Below are 15,538 nucleotides of genomic sequence, written 5' to 3' on the forward strand. Positions count from 1 at the left end.
GTGTTGTGCGGCTAAAAGCCGACAGCGCCGCCAAGGTCGCATGAGGCCGAGGTCGAATAAATACGACAAGCCGATAAAAAGCCCGCTTCACCCACGCGAGTGATTTACTGCCCCATTTGCCACTAAAGTCCGCATGAGAGCTTTACTCTGGATTACGATCCATTTACCGAGCGTTGAAAGTCCCGCCGCTGCACGCCGTGACCCACGGCCGCGATCCGCCCCCGTCCTCCCTGGACGGGGACCACCTGTTCCGCGACCGCGCTGCCCCGGAGGAGACGGGAATGTCTGCCTGCGTCCCCACCCGCGCCGCCGACTCGACTCGGCCCAGGCGCACCCACCAACCCCACAGCCCCCCGCCGACCCCGCCCCGCCGATTCCGTATCGCGGGCGCCGATCTGTCGGCCTCGATCGCGGTCTTCCTGATCGCCCTGCCCCTGTCCCTCGGCATCGCGCTCGCCACGGGCGCGCCGCTCCAGTCGGGCCTCGTCGCCGCCGCCGTGGGCGGGATCGTCGCGGCCCGGATCGGCGGCTCACCGCTCCAGGTGAGCGGGCCCGCCGCCGGGCTCACGGTCGTCACCGCCGACCTCATCCACCGCTACGGATGGCGTGCGACCTGCGCCATCACCGTCCTCGCCGGAGTCGCCCAGCTGGGCCTGGGATGCCTGCGCGTGGCCCGCACGGCGCTCGCCGTCAGCCCCGCGATCGTGCACGGCATGCTCGCCGGCATCGGTGTGACCATCGCGGTCGCCCAGTTGCACATCGTGCTGGGCGGCACCCCGCAGAGCTCCGTGCTCGACAACCTGCGCGCGCTACCCAACCAGTTGGCGCACGTTCACCCCGCGGCAGTCTCGATGAGCGCGCTGACACTGACGCTCCTCTTCGCCTGGCCACGGATTCCCGGACGGGTCGGGCAGGTCCTGCGCACCGTGCCGGCCGCGCTCGTCGCCGTCGCAGGGGCCACCCTGACCGCCTCACTCACCGGGCTGGTCCTGCCCAAGGTCGACCTGCCGTCCTGGAGCAGTCACGCGCTGGCCGGTCTGCCCGAGGGGCCGGTGCTCGGGATCGCCGCCGCCGTCCTCACCGTCACGCTGGTGTGCAGTGTGCAGTCGCTGCTCGGCGCCGTGGCCGTGGACAAGCTGGTGGCGAGGCGGCCCGCGCAGCAAGCCCGGGTGGGCCGCTCCGACCTGAACCGGGAGTTGCTCGGTCAGGGCGCCGCCAATGTCGTCTCCGGCGCGCTCGGCGGGCTGCCCGTCGCCGGGGTCGCCGTGCGCAGTTCGGCGAATGTGCAAGCCGGTGCCGTGAGCCGGAACTCCACGATGCTGCACGGCGTTTTCGTAGTAGTTGCCGCGCTGCTGATGGTCCCGATCCTGGAGCTGATCCCCCTCGCATCGCTCGCCGCCCTGGTGATGGCCGTCGGCATCCAGATGGTGTCCCTGCACCACATCCGCACGGTCACCCGCCACCGCGAAGTGCTGGTGTACGTCGTCACCACGCTCGGCGTCGTGTGCCTCGGTGTTCTCGAGGGCGTGGTGCTGGGGGTCTCCGTCGGCGTCGCCGTCGCCCTGCACCGCCTCGCCCGCACGTGCATCACGCATGAAGAGAGAGGAGGAGTCCATCACGTACGAGTAAGAGGGCAGCTGACGTTTCTCGCGGTGCCTCGGCTCAGCCGCGCCCTGCACCTGGTACCTCAAGGGGCGCATGTGGTCCTGGAGTTGGACGGATCGTTCATGGACCACGCGGCATACGAGTCCCTTCAGGACTGGCAGAACGCGCATGTCGCGCGAGGCGGCACGGTCGAGTTGACCGGGCGGACCGGCACCCGGATCGCCGAGCCCGCGGGCCCCTCCCACTGCCGCTGCCGCCCCTGGACGCCATGGCGCAACCACCACTGCGAACCCTCCGCCGGTCCGCAGCCCGCATCCGCCGACGACCGGTCGGGTGAGGCGGGCCCGGAAGACGGGTCGCAGGGGCCGGACGACGCGGACGGCGCATCCGGTGCCGCCGGGCGCGATGGCCGCAGCGGGCAGAGCGGGCATCAACTGGCGCGTGGAATCAGCGCGTTCCAGCGCAACACCGCGCCCCTGGTGCGGGGTGAGCTGGCACGACTGGCGCGGGAAGGACAGCGGCCGTCGCAGCTGTTCCTGACCTGTGCCGACTCGCGGCTCGTCACGTCGATGATCACCTCCAGCGGACCGGGCGACCTGTTCGTCGTACGCAACGTCGGCAACCTCGTGCCGAAGCCCGGAGAGGAGAGCGGGGACGACTCGGTGGCCGCGGCGATCGAGTACGCGGTGGACGTGCTGCATGTGCGATCCATCACGGTGTGCGGGCACTCCGGGTGCGGGGCCATGCAGGCGCTGTTGAACGCGGAGCCCGGCGGCGCGCAGACCCCGCTGAGGCGGTGGCTGCGGCACGGGGTGCCCAGTCTGGAGCGGATGGCCGCCAAGAACCGTCCCTGGGCCCGGCTCGCCGGGCGGGCGCCGGCCGACGCGGTGGAGCAGCTGTGTCTGACCAACGTGGTGCAGCAGTTGGAGCATCTGCGGGCGCACGAGTCCGTGGCACGGGCCCTGCGGGAGGGTGCGCTCGAGCTGCACGGGATGTACTTCCACGTCGGGGAGGCGCAGGCGTATCTGCTGGTCGAACGCGACGACGGCGAGCTGTTCGATCACGTGGGGGCGACGGAGGATCTGCGGCACCCCGCCTGACCTCGCCACCCGTGTGACCTAGGCGTGGTGCGCGGCCCCGCTCGGCGGGGGTGCGCGCCACGCCGTGTGTAGGGGTGTGGCGGGTGTGTATGGGTGCGGCAGGTGGATGGGCGCGGGGCACCCTTGCGGGCCCCGCCGGGGCCTCTTGCCGGGGTCGGGTGCGGGGGCCGGGCGTGCAGGCCAGGTGTGCGGACCCAGGCGCGGAGGGGCCGGGCGTCGAGGGGCGGACGTGGAAGGGGCGGACGTAGAGGGGGCGCGACACGCCCGGGGGTCGCACGTGTCATGGCATCCGCATGGGGGCGGCGGCGGGAATGGTTGCCGGGTGAACCCGCGCGCCTGTCCGTACGTGGCTCGGAGTGCGTACCCCATGCGTGCCTGGTGCGTAGTTCTGAAGGGACCTCAGTTCCTCGATAGGTCTAAACCAATTTGAGGTCGGCCCTTGTCATCGAGGCCCCCGGTCTGATGAGCTGTGGCCTGGGACACAACGGACACCCTGGGAAAGGGAGATGTCGTGAGCAACGAAAGCCTGGCCAACCTGCTGAAGGAAGAGCGCAGGTTCGCGCCGCCCGCCGACCTGGCGGCGAACGCCAATGTCACCGCGGAGGCGTATGAGCAGGCCAAGGCTGACAGGCTCGGCTTCTGGGCCGAGCAGGCCCGCCGGCTGACCTGGGCCACCGAGCCGACCGAAACGCTGGACTGGTCGAACCCGCCGTTCGCGAAGTGGTTCGCCGACGGGAAGCTGAACGTCGCGTACAACTGCGTCGACCGGCATGTGGAGGCGGGGCACGGAGACCGTGTCGCCATCCACTTCGAGGGCGAGCCCGGTGACAGCCGGGCGATCACCTACGCCGAGCTCAAGGACGAGGTGAGCAAGGCCGCCAACGCACTGATCGAGCTGGGCGTCGGGAAGGGCGACCGGGTCGCCGTCTATCTGCCGATGATCCCCGAGGCCGTCGTCGCGATGCTGGCGTGTGCACGGATCGGCGCGGCGCATTCGGTCGTCTTCGGCGGATTCTCCGCGGACGCGATCGCCACGCGCATCCAGGACGCGGACGCCAAGCTGGTCATCACCTCCGACGGCGGTTACCGGCGCGGCAAGCCGTCCGCGCTCAAGCCGGCCGTCGACGACGCGGTGAACCGGGTCGACGGGGTCGACAAGGTGCTGGTGGTCCGCCGTACCGGCCAGGAGGTCGACTGGACCGAGGGCCGCGACGTGTGGTGGCACGAGATCGTCGAGCGGCAGTCCGCCGAGCACACGCCGGAGGCTTTCGACGCCGAGCAGCCGCTGTTCATCCTCTACACCTCCGGGACCACGGGGAAGCCGAAGGGCATCCTGCACACCTCGGGCGGCTACCTCACGCAGGCCTCGTACACCCACCACGCCGTCTTCGACCTCAAGCCGGAGACCGACGTGTACTGGTGCACGGCCGACATCGGCTGGGTCACCGGGCACTCGTACATCACGTACGGGCCGCTTTCGAACGGTGCGACACAGGTGATGTACGAGGGGACGCCGGACACGCCGCACCAGGGGCGGTTCTGGGAGATCGTGCAGAAGTACGGGGTGACGATTCTCTACACGGCGCCCACCGCGATCCGTACGTTCATGAAGTGGGGGGACGACATCCCCGCGAAGTTCGATCTCAGCAGCCTTCGGGTGCTGGGGTCCGTGGGTGAGCCGATCAACCCCGAGGCATGGGTCTGGTACCGCAAGCACATCGGCGGTGACCGGACGCCCATCGTGGACACGTGGTGGCAGACCGAGACCGGCGCGATGATGATCTCGCCGCTGCCGGGGGTCACCGAGACCAAGCCGGGATCGGCGCAGCGGCCGTTGCCGGGGATCTCGGCGACCGTGGTCGACGACGAGGCGCGGGAGGTTCCCAACGGGGGTGGCGGGTACCTGGTGCTCACCGAGCCGTGGCCGTCGATGCTGCGCACGATCTGGCGCGACGATCAGCGGTTCCTCGACACGTACTGGTCGCGGTTCGAGGGGAAGTACTTCGCCGGGGACGGCGCGAAGAAGGACGACGACGGGGACATCTGGCTCCTCGGGCGGGTCGACGACGTGATGCTCGTGTCCGGGCACAACATCTCGACGACCGAGGTCGAGTCGGCGCTCGTCTCCCACCCGGCGGTCGCCGAGGCGGCGGTCGTGGGCGCGGCGGACGAGACCACCGGCCAGGCCATCGTCGCCTTCGTCATCCTGCGCGGGACGGCTTCGGCCGAGGACGCCGGTCTGGTGGCGGAGCTGCGCAACCACGTGGGCACCACGCTCGGTCCGATCGCCAAGCCGAAGCGGGTGCTGCCGGTGGCCGAGCTTCCCAAGACCCGGTCCGGGAAGATCATGCGGCGGTTGTTGCGTGACGTGGCGGAGAACCGGGAGCTGGGGGATGTCACGACGTTGACGGACTCCACGGTGATGGATCTCATCCAGGCGAAGCTGCCGGCGGCGGCGAGCGAGGACTGAGGGTTCCCCCACCCACCCGCCCCTTCGGGGTGTGGGGGCCCTACGCGCCCCCACACCCCCACCTCGCGGGGCTCCGCCCCGCACCCCCCAACGCCGCGGTGCCGCCATCGCCGGGCCCCGCGCCCGCGCCCCACGCGGGGCTCCTCCCTTGTCCCCACAAGGCCGCCGCGCCTCATCGCTGGGACCCCGTGCCCCGACATCACGGGGCCCGCCCCGCGCCCGCAACCCGCCCGGGGATCCACCGCAGCACCCACAACTCCGCCGTACCCCCGGCGCCGGGCCCCCGTCGGCACCTCATCGCTGGGACCCCGTGCCCCCCGACGTCGCTGGAGCTCGCCCTGCGCCCGCAACCCACCCGGGGGCTCCGCCCCGGCACCCCCGGCGGGGACCGCACCCCCTGACCACCCCGCGCTTGCGTGGCCCCGTTGAGGTCTGGTGTCCGGCCTCGGCCGTGTTCCCCGCGGCGGCGAAGTAGTGGGAGGTCTCCTCCTGAGGCGTGCTGGGGCTGGAGGCTTGTGAGGTCTCCGTCGAGTCGGATACCGCCGCTCCGGCCTCCGTGCCCGGTGAGGCCCCGCCCCGCGTGGCCTCGCGTCGCGGCCGCCACCCGGCCATGGGTTCGCCCCCACGCCGTGTCCCGGTCAGGCTCTCGCAGGTCCGTGCGGCGCGGCCGTGCGCCGTCACGTCCAGCCCAGCCCACGTTGGCGCCGGGGCGCGCCCCGGCACATCCGCGCGACCACCCACCCCCTTGCGCACCATATGTCCGTAACGCGAAATATCTCGCTGTAATGGCAAGGTAAAGTAGTGGCCTCAGGGTGTGCCGGGAAGTCTGGTCGGCGGTGTCGTCAGCGATCCCGTGTGGCGGCCGTCAGTAAACAGCCGTAACGACCCGGAGGTCCCGCCGTGGCGACGACGCCCAGCGCCAACAACCGCAAGCTCCTCGGACGCCTGTCCCTGCCCGAGCGGAACTTCGTCGCGGATGCGTTGCGGACCGAGACCGTCGGTGGGGTGCTGTTGCTCGTCGCGGCGGTTGCCGCGCTGGTGTGGGCCAACACGCCGCTGCGGGACAGTTACGCGAGCGTCAGTCACTTCCATCTCGGGCCCTCCGCGCTCGGGCTGAACCTGTCCGTTCAGCACTGGGCGGCGGACGGACTGCTGGCCGTGTTCTTCTTCGTCGCCGGTATCGAGCTCAAGCGCGAGCTGGTGGCAGGGGATCTGCGCGACCCGAAGGCCGCGATACTGCCCGTCGTCGCGGCCGTGTGCGGAATGGCCGTACCCGCGCTGGTCTACACCCTCACCAATGCGATCGGGGGCGGATCCCTCCGCGGGTGGGCCGTACCCACCGCCACCGACATCGCCTTCGCCCTCGCCGTACTCGCCGTGATCGGCACCTCCCTGCCGTCCGCCCTGCGCGCCTTCCTGCTCACCCTCGCCGTCGTCGACGACCTGTTCGCGATTCTCATCATCGCGATCTTCTTCACCGACCACATCGACTTCGGCGCGCTGGGCGGGGCCGTCGTCGGGCTCGGCGTGTTCTGGGTACTGCTGCGCAAGGGCGTACGCGGGTGGTACGTGTATGTGCCGCTCGCTCTCATCATCTGGGGGCTGATGTACAACAGCGGCGTCCACGCCACCATCTCCGGCGTAGCGATGGGGCTGATGCTGCGCTGTCACCCGCACGAGGGCGAGGAGCACTCACCCGGGGAGCACATCGAGCATCTCGTACGGCCCCTTTCCGCCGGGCTCGCCGTGCCGCTGTTCGCGCTCTTCAGTGCCGGGGTCGCCGTCTCCGGCGGGGCGATCGGTGACGTGTTCACGCGGCCCGAGACACTCGGTGTCGTGCTGGGGCTCGTCGTCGGGAAGGCCGTGGGCATTTTCGGGGGGACCTGGCTGGCCGCCCGGTTCACCAGGGCCTCGCTCAGCGAGGACCTCGTCTGGCCTGATGTCTTCGCCGTCGCCTCCCTCGCCGGAATCGGCTTCACCGTCTCCCTCCTCATCGACGAACTCGCCTTCAAGAACGACCCGGTACTCACCGACGAGGTCAAGGCCGCCGTACTGATCGGCTCGCTCATAGCCGCCGTACTCGCCACGGCGCTGCTGAAGGTACGCAACGCCAAGTACCGTGCGCTGTACGAGGCCGAGGAGCTCGACGAGGACAGCGACGGCATCCCCGACATCTACGAGCAGAACAACCCGGCGTACCACCTGCGGATGGCCGAGATCCACGAACGGAAGGCCGCCGAGCACCGCAGGCTTGCCGAAGTGGCGGGCGGGGCAAGCGAGGAGAACGACGGTCCGGCATGATCTGAGCAGAACGGGATGGTCAGGGCCGGATGGTCGGGACCGTGCCGGCACCGTTGGCAGCCGGACCGTACAGAGCAGCCCGTACAGAGCAGGCACATACAGAAGAGGGAGTCCGCGATGAGCGCACCCGACGGCAGCCCGGTCGGCGCCGAACGCAGCATCGGCCAGTTGTTCGCCTCGGCGACGACCGAGATGTCCGCACTGGTGCACGACGAGATCGCACTGGCGAAGGCGCAGCTCAAGCGGGACGTCAAGCGCGGCGCGGTCAGCGGCGGCGCGTTCTCCGCTGCCGGAGCGGTGCTGATCTTCTCCCTCCCGATGCTGAACTTCGCCCTGGCATACGGCATCCGGACCTGGAGCCACTGGAATCTCGCGATCTGTTTCGTCCTGTCGTTCGCCGCGAACGTGCTGGTCGCCGGCGCCCTCGCGCTGATCGGCCTGGTCTTCGCGAAGAAGGCGAAAAAGGGCAAGGGCCCGCAGAAGGTCGCCGCCTCGGTCAAGGAGACCGCGGGTGTGCTCCAGAACGCCAAACCCCACCCCCGGACCGCCCCTGTGAGTGACGCGGTCGAGGTTGTGGCACGCTCGACGTCATGACGGACCCCGCCACACCTTCGGCGCAACCCACCTCAGTCGTGCGGCTCGACATCCCCGGCGGGAGAGAAGTGACCCACCGGGACGTCGCCGCCAACGGCGCGCGCTTCCACATCGCCGAGATGGGCGACGGGCCGCTCGTCCTGCTGCTGCACGGCTTCCCGCAGTTCTGGTGGACCTGGCGCCGGCAGATGGTGGCGCTCGCGGACGCGGGCTTCCGGGCCGTGGCCATGGATCTGCGCGGCGTCGGCGGCAGCGACCGCACGCCGCGCGGTTACGACCCCGCCAACCTCGCGCTCGACATCACCGGGGTCGTACGGTCCCTGGGTGAGCCCGACGCCGCGCTGGTCGGACACGACCTGGGCGGCTATCTGGCGTGGACGGCGGCCGTGATGCGCCCCAAGCTCGTCCGCCGGCTCGCCGTGTCGTCCATGCCGCACCCGCGGCGCTGGCGCTCGGCCATGCTCTCCGACGTCAAGCAGTCGGCGGCGGGTTCGTACATCTGGGGGTTCCAGCGGCCCTGGATCCCGGAGCGCCAACTCGTCGCCGACGACGGCGCCCTGGTGGGTCGTCTGGTACGGGACTGGTCGGGGCCGCGACAGCCGGACGACGAGGCCGTGGAGACGTACCGCCGCGCCATGTGCATCCCGTCGACGGCGCATTGTTCGATCGAGCCCTATCGGTGGATGGTCCGTTCGATGGCACGACCGGACGGGATCCAGTTCAACCGGCGCATGAAGCGGCCGGTCCGGGTGCCGACGCTGCATCTGCACGGATCGCTCGATCCGGTGATGCGGACGCGGAGTGCGGCGGGTTCCGGGGAGTACGTCGAAGCGCCGTACCGTTGGCGGCTGTTCGACGGTCTCGGGCACTTCCCCCACGAAGAGGACCCGGCGGCGTTTTCGACCGAATTGGTCAACTGGCTGAAGGATCCCGAGCCTGACCGGTGACCCGTCGGTGACTGTCCGATTGCGGCCCGTGGCCCGCCCGGTATCCGGACACGAACGCGTGTCCTACGAACAGCCAAATGCCTCGCGCATAGGCCAATTGGGGGGCTCGGGCGAGGTTATCGACCTTGGGGCAGGGGCAGACGTCGAGGTATGGGCTGGACGCACGACTACAGTGACGCACCACGCAACCGCCGCTCGGCGACGGGCCTGAGCTCCCATCAGAGGGGCACCCCGCAGTTGCCGGGCGCGGACCCCCACGTGGGGATCCCGCGCATTTTGCGCCGCCGGGCCCGCTGGGTTTCGGTACGGCTGCGTCACCCACGAGGCTGAGGCCCCGCACGCCGCCGCCCGTCACCCTTCGCTCTCAGAGCGCGCAGCTGTCGCTGTCCACCTGCTGACCGGCCGTACGGCCCTTGGTGGCGTCCGGCTGGACCTCGTCCGCGGTGAGCGCGTACCCGGTGTTGGCGTCGTCGAGGGACTTCGCGAAGACCACTCCGTACACCTTGCCGTCGGGCGTGAGCAGCGGGCCGCCCGAGTTGCCCTGGCGCACGGTCGCGTAGAGCGAGTAGACGTCGCGGCGCACGGTTCCGCGGTGGTAGATGTCCGGGCCGTTGGCCGTGATGCGGCCGCGCACGCGCGCGGGCTGGACGTTGTACGCGCCGTTCTGCGGGAAGCCGGCGACGATCGCGTTGTTGCCGCTCGCCGCGTCCTTGGCGGTGAACTGGAGCGCGGGCGCGGTCAGGTTCGGTACGTCGAGTACGGCGATGTCGCGCTCCCAGTCGTACAGGACGACCTTGGCGTCGTACTTCCTGCCCTCGCCGCCGATCTGGACGGTGGGCTCGTCGACCCCGCCGACCACGTGCGCGTTGGTCATCACGCGGCGGTCGCCGAAGACGAAGCCGCTGCCCTCCAGGACCTTGCCGCAGCTCTGCGCGGTGCCCATCACCTTGACGATGGACTTCTGGGCGCGCAGGGTGACGGGGCTGTTCGCGAGCGCCGGGTCGGGGGGCCTGACGTCGGTGATGGGTTCGTTGGCGAACGGGCTGAAGACCTGCGGGAAGCCGTTCTGCGCGAGGACCGAGGAGAAGTCGGCGAACCAGGTGTCGGCCTGGGAGGGCAGGGCGCTGGAGACGCCGTGGAGCACCCTGGAGCCGCGGACCTCCTTGCCCAGCGTCGGCAGCGTCGTGCCCGCGAGGGCCGAACCGATCAGCCAGGCGACCAGGAGCATCGCGACGACGTTGACGAGGGCGCCGCCGGTGGCGTCCAGGGCGCGGGCCGGGGACCAGGTGATGTACCGGCGCAGCTTGTTGCCCAGGTGGGTGGTGAGGGCCTGGCCGACGGAGGCGCAGACGATCACGACGATCACCGCGACCACGGCGGCGGTCGTACTCACTTTGGAGTCGTCTGTCAGGGCACCCCAGATGACGGGGAGCAGATAGACGGCGACGAGGCCGCCGCCCAGGAAGCCGATCACCGACAGGATGCCGACGACGAAGCCCTGGCGGTAGCCCACGATCGCGAACCACACGGCGGCGACCAGCAACAGGATGTCCAGCACGTTCACGGGGGCCACCCTGTCATGCGCGCCAGTCGAGCGGGACCTGCTTCTCGCGGTCCCAGGGCTGCTCCCAGCCCGCGTAGTGCAGCAGACGGTCGATGATCCCCGCGGTGAAACCCCAGACCAGGGCCGATTCGACCAGAAATGCCGGACCTCGGTGACCGCTGGGGTGCACGGTCGTCGCACGGTGGGCGGGGTTCGTGAGATCCGCCACGGGGACCGTGAAGACCCGGGCCGTCTCGGCCGGATCGACCACGCCGACCGGGGTCGGCTCGCGCCACCAGCCCAGGACCGGGGTGACCACGAAGCCGCTCACCGGGATGTAGAGCTTCGGCAGCACGCCGAAGAGCTGGACACCGCTCGGGTCGAGCCCGGTCTCCTCCTCGGCCTCCCGCAGCGCGGCCCGCAGCGGCCCGTCGGCCTTCGGGTCACCGTCCTGCGGGTCGAGGGCGCCGCCGGGGAAGGAGGGCTGCCCCGCGTGCGAGCGCAGGGAGCTGGCACGCTCCATCAGCAGCAGCTCGGGCCCGCGGGCGCCCTCCCCGAAGAGGATGAGCACGGCGGACTGGCGCCCCGCGCCGTTCGCCGGCGGCAGGAAGCGGCTCAGCTGGAGCGGTTCCACGGTCTCCACGGCGTGCACCACCGGGTCGAGCCAGGCGGGCAGGCCGTCCTTGGTCACCACGACCCGGCCGTTGGGCGAGTCGGGGCCTTCGTGTGCGCGGTGGTGCGCGCCGGGACCGTCGTATGTGCGGTGAGAGCCCTGCTCGTTCTGTGTGCCGTGCGTGCCCGTTTCGTTCTGCGTGCTGTGCCTGCCCGTCTCGTTCTGCGTGCGGTGTGTGTCCGGCTCGTCGTGCCTGCTGTGCGTGTTGCTCGCGTGCGTCATCGCCACCCCCGTTCTGCTCTCCCCAACGCCGGGCGGCGCCGTGTTCGTTCCGTCATCCGGCGCCCAGTGGGGGTGCCGGGATGCCGCCCGCGTCCAGGTAGGACTGCGGCGGGTTGAGGCGCTGGCCGGGGAAGCCGCCCTTCTCGTATTTCAGGAGCTTGCGCGCCTTCTCCGGGTCCGTCTCGCCCTCCCCGTAGGCGGGGCAGAGCGGGGCGATGGGGCAGGCGCCGCACGCGGGCTTACGGGCGTGGCAGATGCGGCGGCCGTGGAAGATCACGTGGTGCGAGAGCATCGTCCACTCACTCTTCGGGAAGAGCGCGCCGACGGCGGCCTCGACCTTGTCCGGGTCGGTCTCGTCGGTCCACTGCCAGCGACGCACGAGCCGGCCGAAGTGGGTGTCCACGGTGATGCCGGGGCGCCCGAAGGCGTTGCCCAGGACGACGAAGGCGGTCTTGCGGCCTACGCCGGGGAGCTTGACGAGGTCTTCGAGGCGGCCGGGGACCTCGCCCCCGAAGTCCTCCACCAGGGCCTTGGAGAGCCCTATCACCGACTTGGTCTTGGCCCGGAAGAAACCGGTCGGACGGAGAATCTCCTCGACCTCCTCCGGATTCGCCGCGGCGAGGTCCTCGGGCGTGGGGTACTTGGCGAAGAGCCCCGGAGTCGTCTGGTTCACCCGCAGGTCGGTCGTCTGCGCCGACAGGACCGTGGCGATCACCAGCTGGAAGGGGTTCTCGAAGTCCAGCTCCGGGTGGGCGTACGGGTACACCTCGGCGAGCTCGCGGTTGATGCGGCGGGCGCGGCGCACGAGAGCGGCGTGGGACTCGACGCTCGCCTTCTTGGGGGCGGCTTGGGCCGGGGCAGCCTTCTTGGCCACGCTCTTGGCAGCCGCCGTCTTCTTGGCGGCCGTCTTGGCAGGCACCGTCTTCTTGGCGGCCGTCTTGGCAGGCACCGCCTTCTTGGCAGCAGCGGTCTTGGCCGGCGCCGTCTTCTTGGCAGCAGCCGTCTTGGCCGGAGCCGCCTTCTTGGAAGCAGCCGCCGCCTTCGTGATCGTGGCCGTCGCCTTCTTGGTCACGCCTGTCGTCTTCCCGGTCGTGGCTGTCGCCTTTTTGGCAGCCTTCTTCGCGGCCTTCTTCGCGACCGGCTTCACCAGCGTCGATTTTGTCGCTTTTGTCGTTTTCATACTTTCGGCGGAACTCTGTTCGCCCACAGCGGAATCGCGACGTACAACCACCCGCCCAGCCCCCTTGGCCTGTGCTCTCACCGGCGATTTGGACACCCGGCCAGCCTAAAGCCCCCCACCGACATCCGCCCCGGACCCAGAAGATCAGCCCCCAATTGGCCCCCTGCCGCACTGCCCGGCACGCCAGTGCGGCAGACTTGTGACTGATCACACTGTTTGGACCGTCCAGCAAGATGGGGAACACGCTCCCCTGGTATCACGGGGGAGCAAGATCCCCTGAGCAGGTCGACAAGGAGAGAACTCGTGGACGACGTTCTGCGGCGCGCCCCGCTCTTCGCGGCGCTCGATGATGAGCAGGCCGCGGAGCTCCGCGCCTCCATGAGTGAGGTGACCCTCGCACGCGGCGACGCTCTCTTCCACGAGGGCGACCCCGGTGACCGCCTGTACGTGGTCACCGAGGGCAAGGTGAAGCTCCACCGCACCTCACCCGACGGCCGCGAGAACATGCTGGCCGTCCTGGGCCCCGGTGAGCTCATCGGCGAACTGTCGCTGTTCGACCCGGGCCCGCGCACGGCGACCGCCACCGCGCTGACCGAGGTCAAGCTGCTCGGCCTCGGCCACGGCGACCTACAGCCCTGGCTGAACGCGCGGCCCGAGGTGGCCGCCGCGCTGCTGCGCGCCGTCGCCCGGCGCCTGCGCAAGACCAACGACCAGATGTCCGACCTGGTCTTCTCGGACGTGCCCGGCCGCGTGGCCCGCGCGCTCCTCGACCTCTCCCGCCGCTTCGGCGTGCAGTCGGAGGAGGGCATCCACGTCGTGCACGACCTCACGCAGGAGGAGCTGGCCCAGTTGGTCGGCGCGTCCCGCGAGACGGTCAACAAGGCCCTGGCCGACTTCGCGGGCCGCGGCTGGCTCCGGCTGGAGGCCCGCGCGGTCATCCTGCTGGACGTGGAGCGCCTCGCGAAGCGCTCGCGCTGACCGCACCGCGCTCCGGCTTTCGACGCACCTGAAGGGCCTCGCTGCACAGCGGGGCCCTTCTCGTATCCCCCGGTATCGCACCGACCCCCACCGGCCGCCCGGACGCTCCCCGGCACCAAGATCCGGACGCTCCCCGGCACCTAGATGAGGCCGTGTTCCCGGAGATAGTCCATCTGCGCCCGGACCGACAGCTCCGCCGCCGGCCACAACGAGCGGTCCACGTCCGCGTACACGTGCGCGACGACCTCGGCCGGCGACCGGTAGCCGCTCTCGACCGCCGTCTCGACCTGGGCCAGGCGGTGAGCGCGGTGGGCGAGGTAGAACTCGACGGCGCCCTGGGCGTCCTCCAGGACGGGCCCGTGCCCCGGCAGCACGGTGTGCACGCCGTCGTCCACGGTCAGGGACCTGAGGCGCCGCAGCGAGTCCAGATAGTCGCCCAGACGGCCGTCGGGGTGGGCCACGACGGTCGTACCGCGGCCGAGGATGGTGTCACCCGTCAGGACGGCCCGATCGGCCGGGAGATGGAAGCACAGCGAGTCGGCGGTGTGGCCCGGGGTCGGTACGACACGCAGTTCGAGCCCGCCCACGGCGATGACGTCCCCGTGCGCCAGCCCCTCGTCCCCGAGCCGCAGCGCCGGATCCAGCGCCCGCACCTTCGTGTCCGTCAGTTCCGCGAACCGCCCGGCGCCCTCGGCGTGATCGGGGTGCCCGTGCGTCAGCAGGGTCAGCGCCACCCGCTTGCCCGCCTTCTCGGCGGTGTCCACGACATTGCGCAGATGTACGTCGTCCAGGGGGCCTGGGTCGATCACCACCGCGAGATCGGAGTCCGGCTCGGAGACGATCCAGGTGTTGGTGCCGTCCAGGGTCATCGCGGACGCGTTGGGCGCGAGCACGTTGACGGCGCGCGGGGTGGCAGAGCCGGAGAGGACCCCGCCTCGCGGCTGGCCTGGGAGGGCTGCGGCGTCGGTCATGCGGGGGCTCCACCGGTCGGGATGTGCTTGGTGAACTCGTCGTGGCCCGGCCAGGCGAGGACGACTTCGCCGTTCTCCAGGCGGGCCTTGGCCAGGACGGGGGTCAGATCACGGGCGGGCGCGGCGGCGAGGACGTCGGCGGCGCTGTCGTACGGGATGAGCTGACGCAGGGTCGCGACGGTGGGCGGCATCATCAGGAGCTCGCCCTTGTCGTACCCGTCCGCCGCGTCCGCGGGGCGGATCCAGACCGTGCGGTCGGCCTCCGTGGAGGCGTTGCGGGTGCGCTGGCCCTCCGGGAGGGCGGCCACGAAGAACCAGGTGTCGTAGCGGCGGCTTTCGAACTCCGGGGTGATCCAGCGGGTCCAGACGCCCAGGAGGTCGGACCTGAGCACGAGTCCGCGGCGGTCGAGGAACTCGGCGAAGGAGAGGTCGCGGGCGACCAGGGCCGCGCGGTCCGCCTCCCAGTCCTCGCCGGTGGTGTCGCCGACCACGGTGTCCGGGGTGGGCCCGGCGAGCAGGACTCCGGCCTCCTCGTACGTCTCGCGGACCGCCGCGCAGACGACGGCCTGGGCGGACGTCTCGTCGGTGCCGAGCCTGTTCGCCCACCACGCGCGCGTGGGGCCCGCCCAGCGGATCTGGTGCTCGTCGTCGCGTGGGTCCACGCCGCCGCCCGGATACGCGTACGCGCCTCCGGCGAAGGCCATGGAGGCGCGTCTGCGCAGCATGTGCACGACGGGGGTGGTGGGGGTGTCCTTGAGCAGCATGACGGTGGCCGCGCGCCTGGGCGCTACCGGGATCAGCGTGCCCTCCGCGAGCGCGCGGATCCGCTCGGGCCACTCCGGTGGATACCACTGCCCATTCGCCATGGCCGGAGGCTATCCCGAGCCGGGCGAATGTTCGAGGGGCCCAGGGGATCCCCGGGCCGGGGGTGGGGCGGCGGGGGCGAAGAAAACC

At 70.7% G+C, this 15,538-nt stretch carries 12 protein-coding genes; 7 read left to right on the plus strand and 5 right to left on the minus strand.

What is annotated here, in order from left to right:
- Nucleotides 1-281 precede the first annotated feature (281 nt).
- The 6 genes from ACZ69M_RS13690 to ACZ69M_RS13715 all read left to right on the plus strand — a co-directional run bounded on the left by ACZ69M_RS13690 (nucleotide 282) and on the right by ACZ69M_RS13715 (nucleotide 9,347).
- Nucleotides 282-2,705, plus strand: a complete 2,424-nt coding sequence (locus ACZ69M_RS13690; RefSeq protein ID WP_470049570.1) for a bifunctional SulP family inorganic anion transporter/carbonic anhydrase — start codon at nucleotides 282-284, stop codon at nucleotides 2,703-2,705.
- A gap of 469 nt (nucleotides 2,706-3,174) precedes the next feature.
- Complete coding sequence (acs, locus tag ACZ69M_RS13695) at nucleotides 3,175-5,175, plus strand: acetate--CoA ligase (protein ID WP_470049572.1); 2,001 nt, start codon at nucleotides 3,175-3,177, stop codon at nucleotides 5,173-5,175.
- Between the two features lie 900 nt (nucleotides 5,176-6,075).
- The gene (gene nhaA, locus ACZ69M_RS13700; RefSeq protein ID WP_470049574.1) at nucleotides 6,076-7,476 is read left to right on the plus strand and encodes a Na+/H+ antiporter NhaA; all 1,401 of its coding nucleotides are present in this window, start codon (nucleotides 6,076-6,078) and stop codon (nucleotides 7,474-7,476) included.
- Nucleotides 7,477-7,593: 117 nt separating this feature from the next.
- Nucleotides 7,594-8,070 carry a phage holin family protein gene (locus tag ACZ69M_RS13705; RefSeq protein WP_095853381.1) on the plus strand — a complete coding sequence of 159 codons (477 nt, stop codon included), beginning with the start codon at nucleotides 7,594-7,596 and terminating at the stop codon, nucleotides 8,068-8,070.
- Nucleotides 8,067-9,017 carry an alpha/beta fold hydrolase gene (locus ACZ69M_RS13710; protein ID WP_470049576.1) on the plus strand — a complete coding sequence of 317 codons (951 nt, stop codon included), beginning with the start codon at nucleotides 8,067-8,069 and terminating at the stop codon, nucleotides 9,015-9,017. The genes ACZ69M_RS13705 and ACZ69M_RS13710 overlap by 4 nt, the downstream gene beginning before the upstream one ends.
- 150 nt (nucleotides 9,018-9,167) lie before the next feature.
- The gene (locus tag ACZ69M_RS13715; RefSeq protein WP_079065266.1) at nucleotides 9,168-9,347 is read left to right on the plus strand and encodes a hypothetical protein; all 180 of its coding nucleotides are present in this window, start codon (nucleotides 9,168-9,170) and stop codon (nucleotides 9,345-9,347) included.
- A gap of 34 nt (nucleotides 9,348-9,381) precedes the next feature.
- On the opposite strand, the gene ACZ69M_RS13720 is transcribed toward ACZ69M_RS13715, so the two are convergent.
- The 3 genes from ACZ69M_RS13720 to nth all read right to left on the minus strand — a co-directional run bounded on the left by ACZ69M_RS13720 (nucleotide 9,382) and on the right by nth (nucleotide 12,635).
- On the minus strand, nucleotides 9,382-10,581 hold the full coding sequence (locus tag ACZ69M_RS13720) for a MarP family serine protease (RefSeq protein ID WP_470049578.1): 1,200 nt from the start codon (nucleotides 10,579-10,581) through the stop codon (nucleotides 9,382-9,384).
- A 13-nt stretch (nucleotides 10,582-10,594) separates the two neighbouring features.
- A complete protein-coding gene (locus ACZ69M_RS13725) occupies nucleotides 10,595-11,254 on the minus strand; it encodes an NUDIX hydrolase (protein WP_470050156.1) in 660 nt (219 codons plus the stop codon).
- Nucleotides 11,255-11,507: 253 nt separating this feature from the next.
- Nucleotides 11,508-12,635: an endonuclease III gene (gene nth / locus ACZ69M_RS13730; protein WP_470049580.1), complete on the minus strand. Its 1,128-nt coding sequence runs from the start codon at nucleotides 12,633-12,635 to the stop codon at nucleotides 11,508-11,510.
- A 303-nt stretch (nucleotides 12,636-12,938) separates the two neighbouring features.
- On the opposite strand from nth, the gene ACZ69M_RS13735 reads away from it, so the two are divergent.
- Nucleotides 12,939-13,613, plus strand: coding sequence for a Crp/Fnr family transcriptional regulator (locus ACZ69M_RS13735; RefSeq protein WP_006382668.1), 675 nt, complete (start codon nucleotides 12,939-12,941; stop codon nucleotides 13,611-13,613).
- A gap of 140 nt (nucleotides 13,614-13,753) precedes the next feature.
- Here the strand turns inward: ACZ69M_RS13735 and ACZ69M_RS13740 are convergent, their stop codons facing one another.
- Nucleotides 13,754-14,584, minus strand: a complete 831-nt coding sequence (locus tag ACZ69M_RS13740) for an MBL fold metallo-hydrolase (RefSeq protein WP_352051317.1) — start codon at nucleotides 14,582-14,584, stop codon at nucleotides 13,754-13,756.
- The gene (locus tag ACZ69M_RS13745) at nucleotides 14,581-15,450 is read right to left on the minus strand and encodes an NUDIX hydrolase (protein WP_470049582.1); all 870 of its coding nucleotides are present in this window, start codon (nucleotides 15,448-15,450) and stop codon (nucleotides 14,581-14,583) included. The genes ACZ69M_RS13740 and ACZ69M_RS13745 overlap by 4 nt, the downstream gene beginning before the upstream one ends.
- Nucleotides 15,451-15,538: the final 88 nt, after the last annotated feature.

Source organism: Streptomyces sp. NPDC107454 (genome assembly GCF_055582885.1).

Bases quoted from the DNA above. Each gene is read 5' to 3' on its own strand.
- nth (WP_470049580.1), bottom strand. From the start codon at position 12,635: ATGAAAACGACAAAAGCGACAAAATCGACGCTGGTGAAGCCGGTCGCG.
- ACZ69M_RS13745 (WP_470049582.1), bottom strand. From the start codon at position 15,450: ATGGCGAATGGGCAGTGGTATCCACCGGAGTGGCCCGAGCGGATCCGC.
- ACZ69M_RS13705 (WP_095853381.1), top strand. From the start codon at position 7,594: ATGAGCGCACCCGACGGCAGCCCGGTCGGCGCCGAACGCAGCATCGGC.
- ACZ69M_RS13715 (WP_079065266.1), top strand. From the start codon at position 9,168: ATGGGCTGGACGCACGACTACAGTGACGCACCACGCAACCGCCGCTCG.
- ACZ69M_RS13710 (WP_470049576.1), top strand. From the start codon at position 8,067: ATGACGGACCCCGCCACACCTTCGGCGCAACCCACCTCAGTCGTGCGG.
- ACZ69M_RS13690 (WP_470049570.1), top strand. From the start codon at position 282: ATGTCTGCCTGCGTCCCCACCCGCGCCGCCGACTCGACTCGGCCCAGG.
- ACZ69M_RS13740 (WP_352051317.1), bottom strand. From the start codon at position 14,584: ATGACCGACGCCGCAGCCCTCCCAGGCCAGCCGCGAGGCGGGGTCCTC.